This is a genomic window from Bradyrhizobium cytisi (assembly GCF_008123515.1).
Lineage (GTDB): Bacteria > Pseudomonadota > Alphaproteobacteria > Rhizobiales > Xanthobacteraceae > Bradyrhizobium > Bradyrhizobium cytisi.
Map to the genome: position 1 here is coordinate 78131 of NZ_VSSR01000021.1, position 21852 is coordinate 99982.

A 21852-nucleotide genomic window follows, 5' to 3' on the forward strand; every position below is an offset into this window, starting at 1 on the left:
ATGGAACGAGATGTTTGTTTGTGGATTCCTCGTTTGCAATTGACTGAACGAGGAGTTTTATCATGGCAGGATGGCGGCAAGCGGTCGAGTTGGCGATGACCGACGAAGAGATTGAAACGTTGACGGCTCTTTCGCGATCGAGGAGCGAACCGGCGCGCCAGGTGTCGCGGGCCGCGATGCTGCTTGCCTACCGCGAGACCCCGTCATTCTTTGCGGTGGGACAGAGACTTGGCGCCCATCATCAGACGGTCCAGCGCTGCGTCGAGCGGGCGGTGGCCGATGGTGCGCTGGCGGCGCTCGACGAGCGCCCTCGACCGGGCCAGGAGCCGGTGATCACGCCGGCGGCAAAGACCTGGCTGGTGTCTCTGGCGTGCGACAAGGCCAGGGAGCATGGCTATCCACACGAGGTGTGGACGACGCGGCTTTTGGCCCGCCATGCCCGCGAGCACGGACCTGAGGCTGGACATGAATGTCTCGCCCGCCCGGTAGCGATCGCCTCCTACGACGAGAAGCCGGGAATCCAGGCCATCGCGACGACGGCGCCGGATCTGCCGCCAGTGCCGGGCGGGCATGCGGCCTTCGCGCGCGATCATGAGTACAAACGCCACGGCACGCTCAGCCCGTTGGCGGGCATTGACCTGCTCACCGGGAAGGTCCACGCACTCGTCAAAGACCGCCACCGCAGCCGAGAGTTCGTAGAATTCCTCAAGCTCCGCGATGCCGCCTATCCGGCCAGGACCGCGATCAAGTTGATCCTCGATAGTCATTCCGCGCACATATCGAGAGAAACCAGAGCCCGGCTCGATACACGACCGGCAGGCCGCTTCCAGTTTACCTTCACGCCCAAGCACGGCTCCTGGCTCAACCTCATCGAGGGCTTCTTCTCCAAGTTCGCCCGCTCCGTCCTGCGTCACATCCGCGTCAGATCAAAGCACGAACTCAAACAGCGCATCATCGCCGGAATCGATGACGTCAATCGCCATCCCGTCGTCCATACCTGGTCCTACAAACTCGCCGACGCCGCATGATATGATTCGAACCAAGAAAACGCTGACCTAGACAGCGAAAAGCCGCCCGAAGGCGGCTTTACAGGCCGGAACAGATACTGGATTGGTTACTCTGCTGCTCGAAGCAGCCCTGGCTCCGCCGAGGGTTGTGGGGCTCGTTTCGGCAACTAAAATCTGAGGAACGCCATGGAATCACAACGCCGGGTAATCGCTGCATGGCGCCGTCATTGACACTTTCGCAGGCCCTCAAAGCGATCATTGTGGTGCTCGCGATCTATTTCCCTGTCGCGATCCATCTTCACTACAGTTACATTCCCCAGCCTGATCTGCCGAAGTCCGCACAGTTGTCCGGCCCCTTCCAAAGGGTCAACGAGACCGCCTGGCACGCTGACCTGCCGCCAAAGCTTGATGCAATCGCCGACGTCAACTGGGGCCCGTCAAGATCTACCCTTGTCGTTTTAGAGAATGGTCATCCGCTCGGGCCACCGCACGCGCGGTGGCACGCGACCAACGGCAGTTATTGGCATTGGCGGGGTGAAGGCCTCGTCTTTTCCGCCAGCGACAACAGCGATCCAAACTCGAACGGCCGAACCTACTCGGTGACATGGAAGTGAGCGCACCATCAAGATGCTGCTGCCGCATGATGATGCTCTCTGTCATCGTGCTCCTCCCCCTCATACTGATTTTCTGGACATGCAGATGCCTTCGCGCCGCCACTAGTCGCCTCCGAAAGTGTTAGCTGCGGCCGTACCGGTAATGTGGGCGGCGGCGCCGACGCTCCAATAATTGGGGCCGAGCTGGAATGTCATCGAGGCGTTGGAAACAGGAGTCTAGGGCGTGGCGGCGCGGTCCGTCAGCCCACATTGGCCGGAGCGTGCGCCGGCCACAGATCCTCGCGCCAGAGCACCGCGATCGCGGACATCGCGATGATGCCCGCGACCGCATAGACCGAGCCCATGGCGGAATAGCCAATCAGGTCGATCAGGCTACCCGCCGCAAGCAAGCCGATCGGTAGGCCGTAGATCACCATCATCCGCACGCCCATGACGCGGCCGCGCAGATGGGCGCTCGCCGTCCGCATCAGGATCACGGCCGCTGAGATCATCGACATGCTCTGGGCAATGCCGGCGAGCACGAGGCAGGCCATGGCGACCGGCATAGTCCTGATCTCGACGAACATCAACAGCATCGCGTACCAGGCCAGCGTCGCGCCGATCAAAAGCCGGGCGATGCGGACCCCACTGACGAGGCTCAGCGTGATGGAGCCCGTCAGCGAGCCCACGCGGCAAAGCTCGCCGAGAGATAGCCGACACCGGTCTGGTCGGTGTGGAAGATGTCGCGCGCAACAAAAGGCAGCAATCCGTTGGTGATCGGAAAGGCCGTGAGGTTGGCCAGGAAGGCGACGCACAGCGCCGCGCGCATTCCAGGGCCGTTCCAAGCGTAGACGATGCCTTCCTTCAGGTCACCCAGCAATCGCGAGACCGCATCGCTGCTTGCAGGGAGATCCGTCGTCGTGACCGACTTTTCCGGCCGGCTCATGCAGAACATCAGAATTGCTGCGATGAGATAGAAGCTCGCGATCGCGGCGTAGACGAGGCCGATGCCGAGAAGGGCGAACAAGCCCGCGCCGGTCAACGCGCCGGCAATGCGCGCGCTATCCTGGGTCGTGCGCGCGAGGCTGATGGCGCCGACAAGTTGCTCGGCCGGCATGATGTCGGCAAGGAGTGCCCCGCGCACGCCGAGATCGGATGGGCGGATCAGGCCCATGATCGCGACGATGATCATGACGTTGAACGGTGCGAGCTGGCGGGTCAGCGCCAACACCATGATGGTCGAGGCGAGCAAGGTGTAGGTGAGGCGCAGCGCGACCAGGAGGTCGCGATGACCGACGCGGTCGCCGACCATCCCGAGTACGGGCGCAACCAGCGTCCCGACATATTGCAGCGAGGCCATGACGGTCAGCAGCAACACCGAGCCGGTCTCGACCATGATGTACCAGCCGAGCACCAGCGTCTCGACCTCGAACGCCCATGAGGTGAGAAAGTCGGACGGCCACTGGAAGCGGTAGTTGCGAATGCGGAATGGTGCGAGCGCCGAACGCCGCGCGGTTGTGCTCACAGCGCGATGACTCGTGTCACGGCGATTCCCTTGCGCTTGTTGTTTCTTCTTGCTGTTCGGCAACGTAGCGCCGACGATCCGCGTGTCAATCGCAGCCGCCGCGGGCCGCCCCTGCGCCGGGCTCTTACCTCACTGCTGTCTCGGCTTCCGCTCCGCGAGCGCCGCGGCCATCGCCGAGATCAGTGGACGCATGAAATAGGCGTCGTCCGCAGGCGAGATGTCGGTGCGCAGGCCGTGCGCGGCGAGCTCACCTGAGACTGCCGGTCCCACCGAAGCGATCAACGTGCGTTCGAATCCTGCGCGCAACTTCGCCTCGCCGCCATGGGTCTTGGCGGCCTCGATCAGGCGCCGGACCTGGCCGAGATTGGTCAACGCGATGGCGTCGATCCGTCCCTCCGCCATGTCGTCGATGGCGGTGACGAAATTGGCGTCCGCCGCTTTGGAATCGTAGACGTAGGGCAAGACGGTATCGACCTCGGCACCTTGCGCGGCCAACGCACCGGTCAGCGTGCTGTGATCCTTGTCCGGATAAAGCTGAAGCCCGAGGCGGCGTCCCCTGAGGTCGAGCTTGCCGAGCATCTCGATCACGCCCTCGGTGGTCGGCTTCTCCGTGGTCTGCTGCGGCTCAAGGCCGTTCTCGCGTAGCGCCTTGCCAGGCTTCGGGCCTCGCGTGAATTTTCGCGACTTGGCCAGCGCCGCGACAAAGGCCTGGTCGATGCCGCGCGCGCGAGCGAGCTTCATCATCCGCCGCAGGCCTTCGCCGGTCATCAGCACGAGATCGTTAAACGGCTTGTCGATGGCGCGGCGGATCCAGGCCTCGACCGGGGCGGCGTCCGGCGCGTCGTGGATGGTGAACATCGGGCATTGCACGACCTCGGCGCCTTGCTCGGCCAGCAGCTTTGAGAACTGCGCTTCCTCGCGTGTCTCCAGGATCAGGATGCGGGTGCCGGTCAAGCGGTCGGCCATGGGCGTGCTCCGGTCGGTCAAAATCGCAATCGTCCGTTCATCCTGACTCCGTTGCCGGGATTGGCGCAAGGGGCGCGTCGGTGCTAGAGCAGGGCGCAAATCGCGGGTCGTTCCGCAACCCTATTGCCCAAACCTTCATCAAGAGCCATGCCCGACCATCAGTATGTCCTGACCCTGTCCTGCCCGGATCGCCCCGGCATCGTCTCGGCGGTGTCGACGTTTCTCGCCCATAACGGGCAGAACATTCTCGACGCCCAGCAGTTCGACGACGTCGAGACCAAGAAGTTCTTCATGCGGGTGGTTTTCACCGCGGCGGACCTCGCCGTGGAGCTCGCCGCGCTCCAGACCGGCTTTGCCGCGATCGCGGAACGCTTCGGCATGGAGTGGCGGATGCGCGACCGTGCGGCGCATCTGAAGGTCATGCTGCTGGTGTCAAAATCCGACCACTGCCTGGTCGACATCCTCTATCGCTGGCGCACCGGCGAATTGCCGATGACCTTGGCTGCGATCGTCTCCAACCACCCGCGCGAGGTTTATGCCGGGCTCGATTTCGGCGGGATCCCGTTCCATTATCTGCCGGTCACCAAGGAGACCAAGAGCGAGCAGGAGGCGCAGATCCTCGATCTCGTCGCCGAGACCGGGACCGATCTCGTGGTGCTCGCCCGCTACATGCAGATCCTGTCGGATGACCTGTCGGCCAAGCTCTCCGGCCGCTGCATCAACATCCATCACTCGTTCCTGCCGGGCTTCAAGGGCGCAAAGCCCTATCACCAGGCGCATGAGCGCGGTGTGAAGCTGATCGGCGCCACCGCCCATTACGTCACGCGCGACCTCGACGAAGGCCCTATCATTGATCAGGACGTCGAGCGCATCAGCCACCGCGACACGCCGGAAGATCTCGTCCGCAAGGGCCGCGACATCGAGCGCCGCGTGCTGGCACGGGCGATCCGGTATCATCTCGACTATCGCGTCATCCTCAACGGTCGCAAGACTGTCGTGTTCGTGGACTAACAGTCTGCTGAAGAACCCCCTCGCCACGGAGGGAGCTTGATGATTCACTTTATCATATCGAATCGGCGGAGGCGATCATGCGCGGCAGGTTTACGGATCAGGGCGGCCTGTTTTCGTACATCGCACCGGATAAGCGTGTGCCAGTGAACCATCCCCTGCGGAAGGTTCGGGAACTTGTCCGGGATGTTTTGAGCGATTTGAACCGCAGCCTTGGGAGACTGTACGCCAGCGAGGGACGTCCTTCGATCCCTCCGGAGCAATTGCTGAGCGCCTTGCTGCTGCAGTGTTCTACGGCATCCGCTCGGAACGCCAGTTGATGGAGCAGCTGGACTACAATCTTTTGTATCGCTGGTTCGTGGGGCTGTCGCCGGACGATCCGGTCTGGGACCCGACCACCTTCACCAAGAACCGGGAGCGGCTGCAGAACGGCGATGGACGAGCATTTTTCGGTGGACGGAACGCTGATCGAAGCCTGCTTCACAGAAGAGCTTTCGTCACAACGACGGCAGCGGTGGCGATGATGACGGCGCCAACTTTCACGGTCAGAAGCGCAAGAACGACACCCATACCAGCACCAGCGACCCGGACAGCAGGCTTTATCGCAAGGCGGCCGGACGGGAGGCCAGGCTTTGTTATATGGGCCACGCCACCATGGAGAACCGGCATGGGCTGGCGGTGGCCGGCAGGGTTACGCATGCCAATGGCACCGCCGAACGCCGGGCTTCGGAGACCATTCTGAAGGCGAGGCGCAAAGCCGCGGGCCGCCGCATCACGGTCGGTGAGGACAAGGCGTACGATACCGCCGATCATGTCGCCAACCTTCGCGCCATCGGCCTCACGCCGCATGTAACACAGAACCGGGCCGTCACCAAAGCCGGCAAGACCCGCAACAGCGCCATCGACGAACGAACCACGTGGCATCCGGGATATGGCATGTCGCAATCGCGCGGGGCGATGTTCGAGTGCATCTTCGGATGGTGCAAGCAGCACGGCACCATGCGCAAGACCAAACATCGCGGCATCGTTCGCGTCGCCGCCGACTTCCTGCTCAATCTGATCGCCTATAACCTGATCCGAATCCCCAAATTGCTGGCCGCTCAGCCACCCCGCGTCAGAGGCCACCAACACAAGGCTAGAAAATTACATCCAGCTCCGCCGCGTCGCCCTAAACCGAACCGGCACGAATACAGAAACTCTCCAATTCAAGGTTTTTCAGCAGACTGCTAAAGCGGAATGGCTTAGACTGAATCAACCGGCCACGGCCTCGTTCGCCTCTCCCGCTTACGGGAGGTCGGCATAGGTGGCCCTCGGCCGCCGTTCTTCAAGAACGCCGATGCTTCGCATCGGCTATGGCGCCCGCAAGCGGGTTCGCCTTCAGCTCGACGGCTGCACGCCGCTTTGGCTGAACATCGCGCGCGGTGTCACGTACCAGAGCAGGAAGAGTAGCGCGGCCCCATGCGTCAGAAGCGCGGTCGATAGAGGAACGTTGAGCAAGACCTGCGGCAGGATTGCGCTGGAAATCAAGACAAAGCTGGGCGGCAGATCCGCAGACAGGCGATTGCCAAAAGCGAAGACCAGGCCGCATGCAAACGCCGCGATCGGTGCAAACAGGGGGCCGACAGAGGCGACCCCTTCGGTCGCAAAAAGCGACGCATTCAAATATCCGAGTTCATAGACCCGGTTCATCACGATCGACAGCGGCTCGTTGTAGGCGCATGGAACGAACGACTTCAGGAATCCGATCTGACAGAAATAAGTCAGCTCGTGCCTGGAGAAATAATCATTGTAGATATCGAGAGCGTTCGACGGGACGGTCATCATCCGGAAGTTGACTGTGTAAAAGAGGGTTGGCAGCACCACGAAAATGGAGGTCAGGAGCCCTGCTAGCATCGGCAGCAACAGGGAAAGAATGACTACCGTCCTGGATCCGAAATATCTGGTGAGAAAGGCAACAAAGACCAGCCAGACCGGCGTGAAAATAGCGAACTTGGTCAACGTAACCGGATAAAACAGCAGAGAGAGAACCAACGCCGCGCCCGCGCGCCAAATGTTTTTTCGCGCAACGAAACAGGCAAAAGCGAAGGGCAGCAAGGTGGTGGAGGTGATCCCGATCGCGTACCTAAGTCCGGTGGGGAAATCGAGCTTGTCACGGTAGCTGTAAATATCCCCTATGGCCACAATTCTGAAATTGTAAACTGCGCCCGCTGTGATCGTCAGCAAAGACAACAGCAGGATGAGGGTCAGCAAGTGCTCGAACATTCTGGCGGGCAGTTCGTAGGCTCTGCCAACGGGTGAGACGATCAGTGCGGCGGGGACAAGGAACGCCGCAGCCGAAAATGCCGCAGACCATCCAGCCAATCGGTGATCGTAGTTGAAGTCGCTGAAGCAGTTTAGCCAGAGATAGCCGAGGATCATCGAACAAAGATAGAATCCGACCAGATACCCGAAACTGAAACGAGCTACCATGAAGATCATTCCGACCAAGGCGAAGGCCGCGACCACCGCGGCTGCCATCGGCACGCGGGCCGGGTCGTAGAAGATATGGAACGCAGCAGCGCTAAAATAGTGGGGGCTGAAAGTTGTGACGGCCCTCAAAGAGAAGCAGGCGGTGAGAATGTACAGGCAGATCAAGACGCCGATTCCGCCTGGAGATTCGACGAGACCGGCCATTGCCCGCCATCTATCCTTTAAAGTCATTCACCGGGATTCCTTAGGGATCAAACGATCTCGATACGGGCGAGGGGAGCGCCTGGCAACCGGGGCGAAGGCGGCATCGCTTGCGGGCCGCCATGCCCTGCATCTTCGGGGACGCCATGGCGCCGTGAATGCTCTCGATCACCTTGCGGGTCAGAATGCAGCACGTTCCGAACGGGTTTTCGCCCAGGCCGGAAAATCTTCGAGCCGCCAGACGCCGATGATCCTGCTGACGCTGACGGAGTCATCCGCAATCTCCATGACCGGTGGCCCGAAATTGTATGGAGATATCTGCAGATTGAGAATGCGGAAGTCTCCACTGTCGATGTCGGAGTTGTACCCGGTCGCTCGTTCTGTCGTCGTCAGAAAGAACCTGCTTCCTGATTTGTAGACGTTTCTGATCAGGCTCATGCTATCCGCAAAGCTCAGGTGGAAAAGCACCTCCCGGCACAGCACCGCATCCGCAGCCGGAATAGCTTCGGTGATGGCGTCCAGGCAAATGAAATTCCGCTGCGGCGTGGAAAACTCCTTCTGGTTGTGCGCAATGACGGATGGAACGATATCGATGCCGGTGTATGAGCAAGGCAGCTCTATCTTCTTCATCCAGGTGAAGTCTCCGCAGCCGATGTCCAGCAGCGACGTTATGCCGAGCTCGGATATGACTTTTGGAAGAGTCGCAATGACGTTCTGTGCCGAGCGCTCGCTTGATCCGGCTCCCGAAGAGGGCTGGCCCTCATTCATCTTCCAGAGATCGTTCTGATAGATTGCAGCGAAGCGATCCCGCACGGGAGCGCGTTTGTCGATGGTGAATCTGTTTCCCCTCGCCTGGCGCAGCCAGCCGATGACTTCCGCCAGGCCAAGACGATGAAGTGTTCCTCGCAAGAATTCGCGCGCCGTGACCCTAAGCGACATTTACAACTCCAGCCGGGATGTCGGGAATAGAAGAGCCAACAGTACTTGAAAGCCGGTCGCTGTAGAAGGGGAGGCGACGCTGGTTTCCGGGGACCGCGAGGCGAATTCAGCGACGTCCGTGTCGAAGCGCGGATGCTCCGGGACTAGGCCGTGAGGCCTGCGGCGGAGAGCGGCTCGCTCACTTGTCGATGTCCGAATTGATGTATAAACGATCCGCTTCAGCCGCGAATTTGCGCTCGTGTTGCCGCCGAACCGTTCCGGGGGTCGGACCCAGATCGACCCGATTGTGAGTCTCCTTATAATGTCGAGAAAATTCGTGACGATGCCTGACCGCCCCGACTGGGTCCTTGGGGTCGGTTTCGCCCTGTTGGGCGCGGTGCTGGGCGCCGCCGTGCTTCACCAATCGACCATGTTGTACTTGTATCAGGCGTTCATGCCGGAGATGGTCTATTCGGCTTGTGGTTACGGCTTCGTGCGTTCCCCGGTCACTCCCGCGTCGATGGTCGATTTCCTGTTCGGGCGCAGTGCTGTGTTCGACTGCGCGACGATCGGGATCGCTCCGGAAGAGCCGGCCGGCATTTTCTTTCGTTCCCAACTTTATCTGGGTTGGGCGGTCTCTGCCTTGTGGCGCGTGACGTCGATTCGCTACTCGAACCTTTGGCCGCTGGTCTCGACGCTGGTGGGTGCCTATGCGTGTGGTTGCTTCGTTCTGGTTCGTCTCTTTTTCGCGAGATGGCCGGCTGCGGTAGGGGCAATTATCCTGGCTCTGTCGCCGGTCATGCTGTCGATGGTTCCGTATTTTCGGGACTTCTCCAAGGCGCCATTCTTCATCTGGGCTCTCGTGTTTCTGATTTTGACCATTCGCGCCGAGTCGCCGCGCATGGCTTTGTTGTGGGCGGCGCTTTCCGGCGTGGCGGTAGGCTTGGGGGTCGGCTTTCGCTCCGACGTTTTCATCCTGTTGCCAATCGGAATGATCGGATTGGTGGTCGGTTCGGGATCGAAGAGATGGAAAGTCGGTATCGCAACGATCGCCGTTTTCGTCGCGTCAGCCTTGGTATCCGCCGCGCCGCTGTTGGGGGTCGGAAAGGCCGGAGCATCCGGCACGTTGCTGATGCAGGGCCTGTCCGATCCGTTCCAGAGTTATCTGGATTTGGGGCCTGTGCCGTATTCGCTTGGAGCGCGTTATTCGGACGAGATCGTGCTGTCGTCCGTGGCCGCAGACTTGCGTCCAACTGATCCGGGTTGGGATGAAAGGGAAGGCCAACTTGGCCACACGGTTTCTCAGGCTGCGACACGATCCGGTTCTTACGTGCTCAGTTGGCTTCCATATTTCGTCGGGGACGTGACGACGCAAGCGCTGAAATCCGCCGCCTGGGTGATCGTATTTCCGGAACTCGTGGCGCCTGGGCGTGTCAATCTGGATCCAGGTGTTCCGGTGCGCGCGGCGCCGTGGATCGCGCGCTTGCTCAATCGGCTCTACGATCGACTGGCGAACTCATGGGTTGCGATCATATGTGCGGCAGGATTTGTCGCGTTCTTCTGGCGAGAGGCGGCAGTCAGGCCGCGTGAAGCGTTCGCTCTGTTTCTGATGTTCGGCGCGCTTTTGACATATCCAGTCGTGCAGTTTTCGGTTCGGCACGTCTTTCAGCTCGAGTTCATCTGGATACTGGCAGTTCTCTCGTTTTTCAGTGTTCCCTTTGAATGGTCACGGCTGCGTGGCGTCTTGCCTCGCTTCTTGATCGTTGCCGCGGTCGCGTCACTCGGACTGATTTCGGCATACGCTGGCATGACGATGTATCAGGATCGCGCCCTGCGACATCAATTGGAAGCGTTGCTGGCTGAGCCGAGAGAGCCAATTGCGCTCGTCGCAAAACCATCCACAAGCGAGACGACGATCTTTGGTGTGCCGCTGCCCGACAGATATCGCGCACTTGTCGAAAGCGTCCCGGACAGTATGACCCCCAAGCTTGGGGAACAAGGCCTGCAATGGGATGTGCGCGCTGCCGCAGACCGTATCCTGCTGACTTTCGGCGGAGAAAGCTGTCAGCAGGGCAGGGCGACGGTTTCCCTTCAGTATGCGAAGCGCGAAGGCATATGGCAGCCTCTCGATCACAGCATCTCGGTGGACCTTCCGCGGGACCGGGCTTCGTTCAGCACGGTGCTGGTGCCGGCGTTCTATCGTCCGACGCAATATTTGTCGGATATCCAGGTTCCGGCCGAATACTCGGCCTGTCTTGTCAAGGCCGAGAGATTGATCGGGCCAACAAAACTTCCGATTCTCCTAGATGCCGCGCTTGCCCCGGGATGGCAGAACCGGCCGTTGCATCGTGCCTTTGGGGGATTCTCCACATTCGGGACCAAATGACAGGTCGGATCCGCTCAAACCAAGCCTTTGGCTGCCAATTTTACCCCCGTATCAGCCTGATATGAGGGCAATCGGCGGTTGCGGAAGCGCGGGGGGTTCTGTAGCAGTTTTCGGAGCGAGCTGGACCGCAACTGTTCGCAGCTCCGCCAACTTTGATAGATCGCTTAGGAACGTCAATGTTCGAAGACAAATGCTTGCTTATCACGGGTGGCACCGGGTCTTTTGGCAACGCAGTGTTGCGTCGCTTTCTCTCGTCGGAAATCCGCGAAATTCGCATTTTCAGCCGTGACGAGAAGAAACAGGACGATCAGCGCAAATTTTACAATTCCGACAAGCTCAAGTTCTATCTTGGCGATGTCCGTGATTACTCGAGTCTTCTCGGCCCGATGCGCGGCGCTGATTTCGTGTTCCATGCCGCCGCGCTGAAGCAGGTGCCATCCTGCGAGTTCCATCCCATGGAGGCGGTCAAGACCAATGTCGTGGGAACCGAAAATGTGCTCGAGGCGGCGATTGCCTCCCATGTCAAGCGTATTGTCTGCCTCTCGACCGACAAGGCCGTGTACCCGATTAATGCGATGGGAATATCCAAAGCCCTGATGGAAAAGGTCATGGTCGCCAAGTCGCGCAATCTCGATGCGCGATCGACAGTGATTTGCGGAACGCGCTACGGGAACGTCATGGCCTCGCGCGGCTCGGTCATTCCGTTGTTCGTCGATCAAATCCTCGCCGGCAAGCCTATCACCATCACCGATCCGAACATGACGCGCTTCATGATGTCGCTGGGCGACGCAGTGGATCTCGTGCTCTATGCGTTCGAACATGGCGACAACGGCGACATCTTTGTCCAGAAAGCCCCGGCCGCGACGATCGAAGTTCTTGCCAAGGCGATGGTGAAGGTTCTTGGCCGTCCCGATCATCCGATCCAGATCATCGGCACTCGTCACGGGGAAAAGCTGTACGAAACGCTGCTCTCCAGGGAGGAGCGTGCCAGCGCGCAGGATCTCGATCTCTATTTCCGTGTTCCGCCTGATCTGCGCGACCTGAACTACACAAAATTCTACGAAGAGGGCGAGACACAGATCTCGATCAGCGAGGACTACAATTCTCACAATACCGAACGCCTCGATGTCGCCGGCATGATCAAGTTGCTCAATAGCCTTGATTACATCCGCACCGTCGTTGCAGGCCGCATACCCGTCAACGAAGGATGACGAAGCGGTGTGGTAGATCCGACGGAGCCGGGCGCGCCCTTGCTGCTCGGAACCGGTGGCCGGTCAACAGGTCGAGACAGATGAGATATAGGGTATCGGGTTCATGATCACCGGCAAGCTGAAGGTACTTACCGTCATCGGCACCAGACCCGAGATCATCAGGCTGTCGCGCGTCATAGCCAAGCTCGATCAATTTTGCGATCATACGCTGGTTCATACCGGACAGAATTACGATTACGAGCTGAATCAGATCTTCTTCGATGATCTTGGTATCCGAAAGCCGGACGTCTTTCTTGGGGCTGCGGGCGCGACGGCGGCCGAGACGATCGGCAACGTCATCATCGCGACGGACCGGGTCTTGGCCGAACGAGGGCCGGAGGCTCTGCTTATCCTCGGCGACACGAACAGCAGCCTCGCGGTGATCGCGGCCAAGCGTCGCAGGATTCCGATCTTTCACATGGAGGCCGGCAACCGCAGCTTCGACGACCGCGTTCCCGAAGAGATCAATCGACGAATCGTCGACCACACCGCGGATATCAATCTCACCTATTCGACCATCGCCCGCGACTACCTGCTCCGCGAGGGATTGGCGCCCGACCGCGTCATCAAGACCGGAAGCCCGATGTTCGAGGTGCTGGAGCACTACCGTCCGCAGATCGATGCTTCTGGCGTACGGGCGCGGCTCGGGCTGGAGGCCGGCCGCTATTTCGTCGTCAGCGCGCACCGGGAGGAGAACGTCGATTCAGAGACGAATTTCGCCAAGCTCCGGGAGATGCTCAATGCTGTCGCCGCGCAGTTCAACCTGCCGGTCATCGTCTCGACCCATCCGCGCACCCAGAAGCGCATCGACGCGAGGGGCATGTCGTTCCGGCCGGAAGTCCAACTGCTGAAGCCGCTTGGCTTCAGCGATTATGTCAATCTGCAGATCGGAGCCCGCGCCGTACTTTCAGACAGCGGCACCATCACCGAGGAGGCGTCGATTCTTGATCTCCCGGCGTTGAATATTCGAGAGGCGCACGAGCGTCCCGAAGGCATGGAGGAGGGAGCCGTGATGATGGTCGGCCTGGACGTCGACCGCGTCATGCAGGGGATTGCGATTCTCGATGCACGAGAGCGCGGCACCGATCGAGCCCTGCAGATCGTCTCCGACTATGCGACACCTAATGTGTCCGACAAGGTCGTTCGCATCATTCATAGCTATGCCGATTACGTCAAAAGGGTTGTCTGGAGAATGGATCGTTAGAAGACATAGCGCCGGACGCCGCCGGTCGTCCGTACCGTAAGATAGCCTGGATTGGTGCTCCTTGAAGTTGCTTGTCGTCAGCCAGTACTTTTGGCCGGAAAATTTCAAGATCAACGATCTCGTGGAAGATCTCGTGGCTCGAGGTCACGAGGTCACGATCCTGACCGGGACGCCCAGCTATCCCAATCGCAGCGGATTCGGTGGCTTCTACGCTGCGCCCAAACAGTACGAGCGGTACAAGGGCGCGCGGATCGTGCGCGTTCCTCTGCTGGCGCGATCTGCCGGGCCCGGGCTTTTGCTGAACTATCTGAGCTTCGTTGTGACTGCGACTATTCTTGGTCCTATCATGCTCCGATCGACGCCGTTCGATTGCATCTTTGTCTTCGAGCCGTCTCCGGTCACGGTCGGCATTCCGGCGATGCTGGTGCGTCGGCTGCGCCGGGTGCCATTGGCGTTCTGGGTGCAGGACCTGTGGCCTGAAACGCTCTTCGCCATCGGCGCGGTGACGTCGCCCCGATTGCTGGCGCTGATCGGTCGGTTGGTCCGGCTCATCTACAATCGCTGCGATTTGATCCTGGCGCAGTCGCGCAGCTTTGTTCCGCGGATCGCCGGCAATTGCGATCATCCGGAACGCATCGTCTATTTTCCGAACTGGGCCGAACTGATCTATGAGGCGCGCGATCAGGCCGCCGCGCCCGAGGTTCCGCCGGCGCATGGCAAATTCACGGTGATGTTCGCCGGCAACATCGGCGATGCGCAAGACTTTCCTGCGATTCTCGATGCCGCTGAGCATTTGCGCGGCCGTCCGGATTTCCGCTGGGTCCTCGTTGGCGACGGCCGCGTGTCCGATTGGGTCGCTTCCGAAATCAATCGTCGTGGCCTCGGTGACGTGTTTTTGATGCTTGGACGGTTTGCAGTCGAGCGGATGCCGTCATTTTTTCGCTGTGCCGATGCGTTGCTCGTCTCACTGAAGCCGGACCCGGTGTTGTCCTCAACCATTCCTGCAAAGCTGCAGACCTACCTCGCCGCTGGTATCCCGGTTCTCGCCATGATGGACGGCGAGGGTGCGGCGCTGATCCGGCAGTCAGGAGCCGGTCTCGTCTGCTCCGCTGGCGATGCGAAAGGACTCGCCCATGCAGCCGTGCAGCTTGCGAGTTTGACGCCGGATGAGAGACGCGCGATGGGAGCGCGCGGACGCGATCTTGCAACTGCCGAATTCGATCGCAAGAAGCAGATCGACAAGCTCGTCGGCTGGTTGTCCGAATTGCGTTACTCGGGTGACGGGAAGCGGGAGAGACATTGATAGGAGCGACTTCGGCCATCGAAGACCCGGGACCCGTTACGATGTGATCTCACTGCGGCCGAACGATGGTATACCGCCTGCCGTTTGTGTTTGGGGTGGTGGCGTCGCTGGACGAGAAAATGATTCCGAGTCCTCGCCAATGCAAAAATCGTCCGAGACCATTCTTGCTGATATCATCGTGCGAGCTGTGCGCAGGCCCGAGCGGCTTGTTGTTTTCGTAGATCACGATCGGAGACCTGGCTCGATCGTCGGCGGAATCTGCGAGTTTCATCAAGCGATGCGATGTATTCCGTTGATGCCCGATATGCCCGCCCGTGGCCGTCAAACTTTGCGAACGGCGCGAGCACGAAGCTCCGGATCACTGGCGGATCCGGCTGCGGGATGTAGGAATATTCCTGGTAGATCGCCACCGGAAAATACATGCCAGCAGCCCAATCCCACCGTCAGTGCGGTAATGTGTTTCGCAAGCTTTTCGGCGTGTGAGACAACAGCCGACCGACGCGCAAGGGATTTATCAGCCTTGCATTCGCAGTGAGTCCGAAAAAGTTCCGAACGAGAAGGACATTTACGAGCGCTTGCGTGGTCGAACTTGCGGCATATACGGTCGCGACGCCCAAAATCCCGAATTTGAACATGGCCCAAGCAGCCAGCGGCACCGTCACGCTCGCGATGATCAACGTAATGACCATTGCGGCTTTCTGCCTGCCCAGCAGAATGAGCGCGTAACCGGCAACGCCGCCGGCTGAAAACATGACTTGGCCAAGACCTAGGATGAGCGCGGCGCGGAAGGCCCGCGAATACGCCTCTCCCCAGATGATCAATATCAAGCTTCGTCCGAAGCCCGCAAACAACACAAATCCAACAAGTGCCGCGAAGGTCGCGCCGGTGGCCGAGAGCGTTAACAACCATTGCAAATACAAGCGGCGGTGACGTGCCCAGTTGGTCACGATATGGGGCAGGATTGTGAGCGATACGATCGTGAGCGGGACCGCAAACATGCTTCCTATTCTCAGAGCCAATCCGTAGCATGCGACGTCTGCAGGGTGACCCCCTAGCCCCACGACCCAAATGTCAAGCTGGGAGGCGGCAACGAAACTCATGGTGGTTACGAGATTTGGCCAGCTTTCTGCGAGAATGTCTGACGGGGGCGCCGGCGTGACCGGTACTCGTTGCCAAGGACGCATCATTCGCCCCAATTGCACCAGTCCGAGTACGATCCCGGCCATGGCCGCGAGCACGCTGGCGGCCAGAAGGTTCGAGATCGATAGGGGGATTTTGAAAGCGAGCGCAAATACGAGATAGGCGCTGACGATCAGCCCTTGAAGGGCGGGCAGGAACGAAGCGGCTACCATGCCGTAGAGTGCGCGGTGGATTTCTGCCAGCACGCCAAGCACAGCGCCGGCCGCAATCATCGGAATTATGAGCGGAACGAGACTCCAGATCTGTGGGCTCAGTGCGTTGGCAGCAGTGCCGAAAGCGAACGCACAAATTCCAACCAGGCATCCGACAGCCAGGCCGGAGATGACGGACATCTTGATCGTTTCGATGGCGACGATCCGAGCTCGTCCCGTGTCTCCAACCGCCGTCGCGTGTGAGACGATCCCGGGGATCGTGACGGGCAGCCCCAGTTGAGCGAGGACAACGCTCACATTGACAATGGCTTGGACGAAAAAGAACAGGCCGACCTCGTGCAAACTCAGACCGAGCGGAAGCAGCAGCCCAATCCCGACGCCGGTCACGAGTTGGAAGACTTTGCCGGCCATGGCCGTACTACCGGATCGGCCCGCATTTCCGCCGCTCGAAGATCCGTCGGTCGGGCGCTTGCGTAAGAAGGTCACGGCCGCATCTCTATGATCCGTTGCCCATGCTGTCGACGTCTTAACCTGACTGGGCACGAAGGCCGGCTAAAACTGATCCTTGGAGGGGTGATCAAAAGCGCCAGGGGCTGAGGGCGATGTTCTCATGAACTTCAGCTTGAAAAAACCGGCAATGAAAGTCAGGGATAGAACCAGGAAGCCGAAAAGCGTGTCGGCTGACTGCAACAGTTGATTGTTGGCCGGAAAATAAAACACCATCGTGTTCAGCAGATAGAACATGGATAGAGCAATGACGGACCCTGTCATCAGAAGACAGCGCCATACCAGGCCATAGAGGGCACCAATCATCAGAACGACGATCAGCGAACCGGATACGCCGAAGTCCGAGATGAACCATGTGAACGCGGAATGCCAGGTTGTCCAGAGACTCCAATCGTATTTCTGTTCGATTACCGGAAGAAGTGTATGGAAGTACCAGCTGTCGCCAAGGAGGAACTTGGCCTTCCTCAAGACAACCAGGGAGTTGGTAAGCCCCCACCCCAGTCCATAGTCGGTTTCTGCCAGCGCGAGGGAAAGTCCATAGTAACCGACGCCGAGGTATCGCGTGACTGTCTCATAGCCCGGGAACAGCGTCGGCGGAAGGATTGCATAGATCGCGCCGGATCTCTGCGCGTCAAGATTCAGTGGCGTGAAGTGGCCTACGTTGGAGGCTGGATCGCGGAACGAGATGAAGAAAACGAAGATCCACAAGAACAATGCGGTGCCAACGACCGCGGAGGAGATCAAGATCCAGATTGTGCGGCGTGAGGTCAGTCCTGAAAAGAAGTAGTATAACCCAAAGGTTAGCGGCAGCAGCACCGACAATTGGAATAGACCGCGATTGACGCCAATATGAGTGTAGATCAGCAGAAAAGTAAGACAGGCGAAGATGTATGCAATCCGGTAGGGCCACCCTAGCCGACGCCAATGCTGGATTGCTCCGGTCAACGCAACAAAGAAGAACGGGCTGAGCAGGGCGAACGCGTACTCGAAATATGTCCACCATCCACGCGTGAAATTCCTCGCAACGAAGATATCGTAGTTGTAGTTCGCGCGCGACAGTTGAAGCGAAACCGGCGGTAGGACCGAGTCGGTTCGCGCCACCGACAAGATGAGCACACTGAGAACCATGAGCAGAATCGCGACTTTGATCGTCGCAGTTTCGCGATGACTTGCGATAGGCGATCGCCATGGCGGGGACACGAAGGCTCCACCGATCGCCCCAATGAAGAACAGGACGATGGCCGCCGTGAGGTAGAGGTAGAGGTATTCCGGCTGTTGCACTGGCCAGGGCCACGGGCCGAAACGAAAGGCCAGCACGGTCAGTGCAAGATAGATCGTCATGGCCACTGGAGCGCCGGTCAGCCGAAGGGCGCTGAGACGCTCGGGAGTCTTAAGAACCATGTGCGCAGAGCTCTGTGACGATTAGAATCATGACGGCATCAGCTGCGGCGTCGAAAGCGTCCAACAAGGCGCGCGATCGGTTGCTTTAGCTGAGGGGGGATCACCGCGCGAACGAGTCTCGACATCGATTTCAGGTTGAGGCTTGCAGGGTCGTATCTGTGGGCGGTCATGATTGACCGGGCAAATCGGGTCAGGTGACCGTTGCGCAGATGTCCGCGAGCGGCGACGAGGTTGGCGTTGGCTACCGCGAGGTTCTTGCTTGCCCGCAGCGAACTCGGACAAAACGGGCCATCGAAGAACTTGTCGGCAACGTAGATGAACTCATCGACCAACTTGTCCGACACGATTCCGCTGATTGAAAGGGATCCGGAATGGACCCTATAGAGCGCCAGCACTTCCGGATTGAAATCAATGCGGCCAAGACATCCCACCCGCATCCAGAATTCGCGATCTGGTCCGAGCCTGCAGCGAGGGTCCCATCCCCCGACCGCGTCATATACGCTCCGACGAAAAATGGCGCCTGGGCCAATGTAGCACTCCTGTTCGATCACGAGTTCTGCCAGAGAAAATGGCCGCCCCCCGTGCTCCCTGACAATCCTGCCGTTCTGATCGATCAGATTCGTGTTTGGGAACGTTGCTACCGCCTCAGGTTCTGCTTCGAGATGCTTGACCAGGGTAGCGACCGCGTCCGGTAGCAGGATGTCGTCGTCGCTCAGGTAACCGAGATATGTTCCGGCCGATGCGCCCCAGCCCGCCGTCAACGCTGCGACTTGTCCGGCGTTCGATTGCCGCAAGACCTTGACTCTCGGCGGAAGCGTCGCGAGATACTCTTCGGTCGAGTCGGTCGAGCCATCGTCGACGACGATGAATTCGATGTTGCGATAACTTTGATTAAGTACCGAGTTCACGGTCTCCGGCAGATATTTGGAGCGGTTGTAGGTGGGCGTCACCAAGCTTATCAGTGGCAGTTCCGTCAACATATATCTCCAACTTTATCCCTGCCACGCCCGAGAGTTGCCGGTGATCCGTGATTACTACAGGCTGGCCATCCGGCGCAATTCCCAGTAAATCAATCAAATCCATCTTGCGGCCCGGAATCTCGATTGCCTTCCTTTTGGAAGGGATGCTCCGCGCCTGACGTTGCCAAATATCGATATTGTCGCGACAGTGTCGTTCACTTCCAGCGTGCGAAACCAGATCATGATGAAAGTCTTGGCATTTAACAGGCACTATCTGCCAGGATTCAAAGCGGGCGGTCCGATCAGGTCGCTGGCGAACATGGCGGAAGCGCTCGGCGACGAAATCAGATTCTTCATCGGGACACTTGATCGCGACCTGGGCGACGCCGAACCCTATCCGGAGCTTGATGCGAATGCCTGGATCAAAATGGGCAAGGCCGAGGTTCGATATTTTGAGCCCGAAAACATCTCCATCCGGGCCATCCGCGCCTTGATTGAAGAGGTTCGGCCTGACTGCATTTACCTCAACAGCTTTTTCGATCCGGTTTTTAGCTTGCGCGTCCTGATCGCTCGGCGAGCAGGTCTTATTCCACGCATACCGTTGCTTCTTGCTCCGCGTGGAGAGTTCTCGCCTGGAGCCCTGACGCTAAAGAGCCTGAGGAAATCAGCTTATATCAAGGGCGCCTCAATGTCTCGGTTGACCCGGGACGTCATGTGGCATGCTTCGACGGAAATCGAGGCTGACGATATTTCCCGAGCGATGTCGATCGGCTCGTCTTCGATCGCAATCGGATCTGATCTGGCCACCGCGCCGCCGGCAAACGTCGTTTCAGCGTGGGAGCCACGTGAGAGCGGTAGTCCATTTCGTCTTTGTTTCCTGTCGCGCATATCGCCCAAGAAGAACCTGACCGGCGCGTTGCGGGCAGTCAGCCTCGCAAAGGCAAGAGTCGTTTTCGATATCTACGGGCCAAAAGAGGACGAGACCTATTGGGAGGAATGCCAGAAGCTCATCGACGGGCTGCCGCCGCATGTCAGCGTCGCCTATCGCGGTGAAGTTGCGCATCAGGATATCGCATCGGTCTTTGCTTGCTATGACCTGTTCTTGTTTCCGACTTTGGGCGAGAACTACGGGCACGTCATTTTCGAGGCAATGAGCGTAGGGCTCCCCGTGCTCACCAGCGATCAGACCCCGTGGAACGATCTGTGTGAAGCGGGCGCAGGATGGGCGATCGCGCCAGATCCCGGCTCCGTCGCGGCTTGCATCGATGAGGCGTCGCGTTGGACGTTGGCCGAACAGTCCGCAGCGAGAGCAGCTTGCATGCGATACGCTGAACTTATCTTGCAGGATTCGCAAAGCATCGAGCAGAATCGTCAGTTGCTTTTTGCCGCCGCGGGGATTGCCCTCCGGTGATCGACCTCCATGCCAGATCTCCCGTGAATTCCGCCGTGGTGGGTCGCGCCGCAGGGGCGTTCCATCCTGCAAAATTAGTGGGAAACAGGCTGGCCGGGAGGACCGCCGGGCGGGGAGGGGGTCCTCGTCCGGTGATCGTCGCTCCAGGGCGAGCAAGGCCGATGTTCGGATCCGTTGACAGCTATCTTGGGTGTTCGGGCCAGGCTGGCTGTCAGGTTCGTGTCGATGGAACATATCTCGGGGGGTCTGAGTGTCGACCGTGATTCTCGGCTCAAACGCTCGGCCGACGATGCTTCGAGGCAGGACTGCAGACGGGCTCGTCAATGCCGTTGAGCCGCGACCAATCCAGTCAACTTCTCGTCGGAATGGTGCGGAAACTTGGTCGTCTCGGACCTTTACCGTGGGTTGCATATCCGCTTTAAGACATTCGGCAAAAGCCGTGAGCGGGGCGGGACATTAGGATGCCATTTCGAATACTGGTCACCGGTTCTTCAGGCTTCATTGGCGGAGCGATTTGTTCCGCCTTGACGTCCGCCGGACATCACGTCAGGGCGGCTTCGCGCCAGCCGGGTGGGGCGGGGAACATTGCGGAATGGGTAAAATTGCCCGATCTCGAAACCCAGGTGAACTGGCATCCGCTCCTCGAGGGCATAGACATCGTCGTGCATTTGGCCGCAATCGCCCACCGCAGCCGCGTCGATAGCGGCAACTACACGCGAGCTAATCGGGTTGCGACAAAAGGCCTGGCAGAGGCCTGCCGGCATCACGCGATCAAACGTTTGATTTTCATGTCGTCCATCGGTGCTCAGGCGGGCTCGGCGGCAGATGGCGTAGTGACCGAAAAAGACAAGGCGTGCCCGGTCACGGCTTACGATCGAGCAAAGCTTGAGGCGGAAGAGGAAATCAGACGCGCTGGCGTGCCATTTACGATTCTCAGGCCCGTGATCGTCTACGGGCCTGGAGCCAAGGCCAATATCGCCTTGATCGTACGCATTGCGGCGCTACCCATTCCGCTACCGTTTGGGGCGTTCCGTAATCGACGCTCTCTTCTATCAATCGGGAATCTGTCGGAAGCAGTCTTGTTCTGTCTCAACGGATCCGCCACGCTGAACCAGACCTTCATCGTGTCCGATCCGGAATCCATCACTATCGCCGAGATCTTTGCCACGCTACGAGACGGAATGGGACGTCCGCCTGGACTTGTTTCGATACCGCCGCAGGCACTCAAGGCCTTGGTGATTGCAACGGGACGCCGGTCGCTTTGGGACCGGATCGGACGGGAGCTCGTTGCAAGCTCGGCGAGCTTGCAGAAGGCTGGATGGTGTCCTCGAGTTGGGACTAAAGCGGGCCTCCGTGCCATCGTCGAGCCGCGGTCGGGATCGTTGGAGTGAT

General features: G+C 59.4%; 15 protein-coding genes and 2 pseudogenes. 10 read left to right on the top strand and 7 right to left on the bottom strand.

All coding sequences use genetic code 11. The annotated features are described in order from the left end of the window. The first annotated feature begins 62 nt into the window (after positions 1 to 62). Both FXB38_RS12945 and FXB38_RS12950 read left to right on the top strand, forming a co-directional pair. On the top strand, positions 63 to 1028 hold the full coding sequence (locus FXB38_RS12945; RefSeq protein WP_148751239.1) for an IS630 family transposase: 966 nt from the start codon (positions 63 to 65) through the stop codon (positions 1026 to 1028). 194 nt (positions 1029 to 1222) lie between these two features. Then, on the top strand, positions 1223 to 1621 hold the full coding sequence (locus FXB38_RS12950; protein WP_148751240.1) for a hypothetical protein: 399 nt from the start codon (positions 1223 to 1225) through the stop codon (positions 1619 to 1621). A gap of 239 nt (positions 1622 to 1860) precedes the next feature. Here FXB38_RS12950 and FXB38_RS12955 read toward each other — a convergent pair. Both FXB38_RS12955 and FXB38_RS12960 read right to left on the bottom strand, forming a co-directional pair. Further along, a pseudogene (locus FXB38_RS12955) lies at positions 1861 to 3125 on the bottom strand (MFS transporter). Positions 3126 to 3254: 129 nt separating this feature from the next. Continuing rightward, positions 3255 to 4091 (bottom strand): uroporphyrinogen-III synthase, encoded by an 837-nt coding sequence (locus FXB38_RS12960; protein ID WP_148751241.1) that lies wholly within the window; start codon positions 4089 to 4091, stop codon positions 3255 to 3257. A gap of 147 nt (positions 4092 to 4238) precedes the next feature. Here FXB38_RS12960 and purU point away from each other — a divergent pair, with 147 nt between their 5' ends. After that, positions 4239 to 5102, top strand: coding sequence for a formyltetrahydrofolate deformylase (purU, locus tag FXB38_RS12965; protein ID WP_148751242.1), 864 nt, complete (start codon positions 4239 to 4241; stop codon positions 5100 to 5102). A 77-nt stretch (positions 5103 to 5179) separates the two neighbouring features. After that, a pseudogene (locus FXB38_RS12970) lies at positions 5180 to 6200 on the top strand (transposase); the annotation flags it as partial. 276 nt (positions 6201 to 6476) lie between these two features. Here the strand turns inward: FXB38_RS12970 and FXB38_RS12975 are convergent. After that, positions 6477 to 7772: a hypothetical protein gene (locus tag FXB38_RS12975; RefSeq protein WP_148751243.1), complete on the bottom strand. Its 1296-nt coding sequence runs from the start codon at positions 7770 to 7772 to the stop codon at positions 6477 to 6479. A 177-nt stretch (positions 7773 to 7949) separates the two neighbouring features. Further along, positions 7950 to 8708, bottom strand: a complete 759-nt coding sequence (locus FXB38_RS12980; RefSeq protein WP_148751244.1) for a class I SAM-dependent methyltransferase — start codon at positions 8706 to 8708, stop codon at positions 7950 to 7952. A gap of 316 nt (positions 8709 to 9024) precedes the next feature. Here FXB38_RS12980 and FXB38_RS12985 point away from each other — a divergent pair, with 316 nt between their 5' ends. From FXB38_RS12985 to FXB38_RS13000, 4 genes are all read left to right on the top strand, one after another. Continuing rightward, a complete protein-coding gene (locus FXB38_RS12985) occupies positions 9025 to 11073 on the top strand; it encodes a glycosyltransferase family 39 protein (RefSeq protein WP_148751245.1) in 2049 nt (682 codons plus the stop codon). Between the two features lie 176 nt (positions 11074 to 11249). Beyond that, positions 11250 to 12284 (top strand): polysaccharide biosynthesis protein, encoded by a 1035-nt coding sequence (locus FXB38_RS12990; RefSeq protein WP_148751246.1) that lies wholly within the window; start codon positions 11250 to 11252, stop codon positions 12282 to 12284. Positions 12285 to 12387: 103 nt separating this feature from the next. Next, entirely contained in the window at positions 12388 to 13527 is a 1140-nt protein-coding gene (wecB, locus tag FXB38_RS12995) for a non-hydrolyzing UDP-N-acetylglucosamine 2-epimerase (protein ID WP_148751247.1), read from the top strand. 61 nt (positions 13528 to 13588) lie between these two features. Then, on the top strand, positions 13589 to 14830 hold the full coding sequence (locus FXB38_RS13000) for a glycosyltransferase family 4 protein (RefSeq protein WP_148751248.1): 1242 nt from the start codon (positions 13589 to 13591) through the stop codon (positions 14828 to 14830). A gap of 443 nt (positions 14831 to 15273) precedes the next feature. Here FXB38_RS13000 and FXB38_RS13005 read toward each other — a convergent pair whose 3' ends face one another. The 3 genes from FXB38_RS13005 to FXB38_RS13015 all read right to left on the bottom strand — a co-directional run bounded on the left by FXB38_RS13005 (position 15274) and on the right by FXB38_RS13015 (position 19070). Further along, entirely contained in the window at positions 15274 to 16593 is a 1320-nt protein-coding gene (locus tag FXB38_RS13005; protein ID WP_148751249.1) for a lipopolysaccharide biosynthesis protein, read from the bottom strand. Positions 16594 to 16734: 141 nt separating this feature from the next. Next, positions 16735 to 18090, bottom strand: coding sequence for a hypothetical protein (locus tag FXB38_RS13010; protein WP_148751250.1), 1356 nt, complete (start codon positions 18088 to 18090; stop codon positions 16735 to 16737). A 38-nt stretch (positions 18091 to 18128) separates the two neighbouring features. Then, a complete protein-coding gene (locus tag FXB38_RS13015; protein ID WP_148751251.1) occupies positions 18129 to 19070 on the bottom strand; it encodes a glycosyltransferase in 942 nt (313 codons plus the stop codon). 220 nt (positions 19071 to 19290) lie between these two features. On the opposite strand from FXB38_RS13015, the gene FXB38_RS13020 reads away from it, so the two are divergent. Together FXB38_RS13020 and FXB38_RS13025 are read left to right on the top strand one after the other, a co-directional pair. Then, a complete protein-coding gene (locus FXB38_RS13020) occupies positions 19291 to 20460 on the top strand; it encodes a glycosyltransferase (protein WP_148751252.1) in 1170 nt (389 codons plus the stop codon). A 461-nt stretch (positions 20461 to 20921) separates the two neighbouring features. Then, complete coding sequence (locus FXB38_RS13025; protein WP_148751253.1) at positions 20922 to 21851, top strand: NAD-dependent epimerase/dehydratase family protein; 930 nt, start codon at positions 20922 to 20924, stop codon at positions 21849 to 21851. Position 21852: the final 1 nt, after the last annotated feature.

Coding starts and splice junctions, on each gene's coding strand:
- FXB38_RS12945 (WP_148751239.1), top strand. CDS start 63: ATGGCAGGATGGCGGCAAGCGGTCGAGTTGGCGATGACCGACGAAGAG.
- FXB38_RS12950 (WP_148751240.1), top strand. CDS start 1,223: ATGGCGCCGTCATTGACACTTTCGCAGGCCCTCAAAGCGATCATTGTG.
- FXB38_RS12960 (WP_148751241.1), bottom strand. CDS start 4,091: ATGGCCGACCGCTTGACCGGCACCCGCATCCTGATCCTGGAGACACGC.
- purU (WP_148751242.1), top strand. CDS start 4,239: ATGCCCGACCATCAGTATGTCCTGACCCTGTCCTGCCCGGATCGCCCC.
- FXB38_RS12975 (WP_148751243.1), bottom strand. CDS start 7,772: ATGGCCGGTCTCGTCGAATCTCCAGGCGGAATCGGCGTCTTGATCTGC.
- FXB38_RS12980 (WP_148751244.1), bottom strand. CDS start 8,708: ATGTCGCTTAGGGTCACGGCGCGCGAATTCTTGCGAGGAACACTTCAT.
- FXB38_RS12990 (WP_148751246.1), top strand. CDS start 11,250: ATGTTCGAAGACAAATGCTTGCTTATCACGGGTGGCACCGGGTCTTTT.
- wecB (WP_148751247.1), top strand. CDS start 12,388: ATGATCACCGGCAAGCTGAAGGTACTTACCGTCATCGGCACCAGACCC.
- FXB38_RS13005 (WP_148751249.1), bottom strand. CDS start 16,593: ATGGCCGGCAAAGTCTTCCAACTCGTGACCGGCGTCGGGATTGGGCTG.
- FXB38_RS13010 (WP_148751250.1), bottom strand. CDS start 18,090: ATGGTTCTTAAGACTCCCGAGCGTCTCAGCGCCCTTCGGCTGACCGGC.
- FXB38_RS13015 (WP_148751251.1), bottom strand. CDS start 19,070: ATGTTGACGGAACTGCCACTGATAAGCTTGGTGACGCCCACCTACAAC.
- FXB38_RS13020 (WP_148751252.1), top strand. CDS start 19,291: ATGATGAAAGTCTTGGCATTTAACAGGCACTATCTGCCAGGATTCAAA.
- FXB38_RS13025 (WP_148751253.1), top strand. CDS start 20,922: ATGCCATTTCGAATACTGGTCACCGGTTCTTCAGGCTTCATTGGCGGA.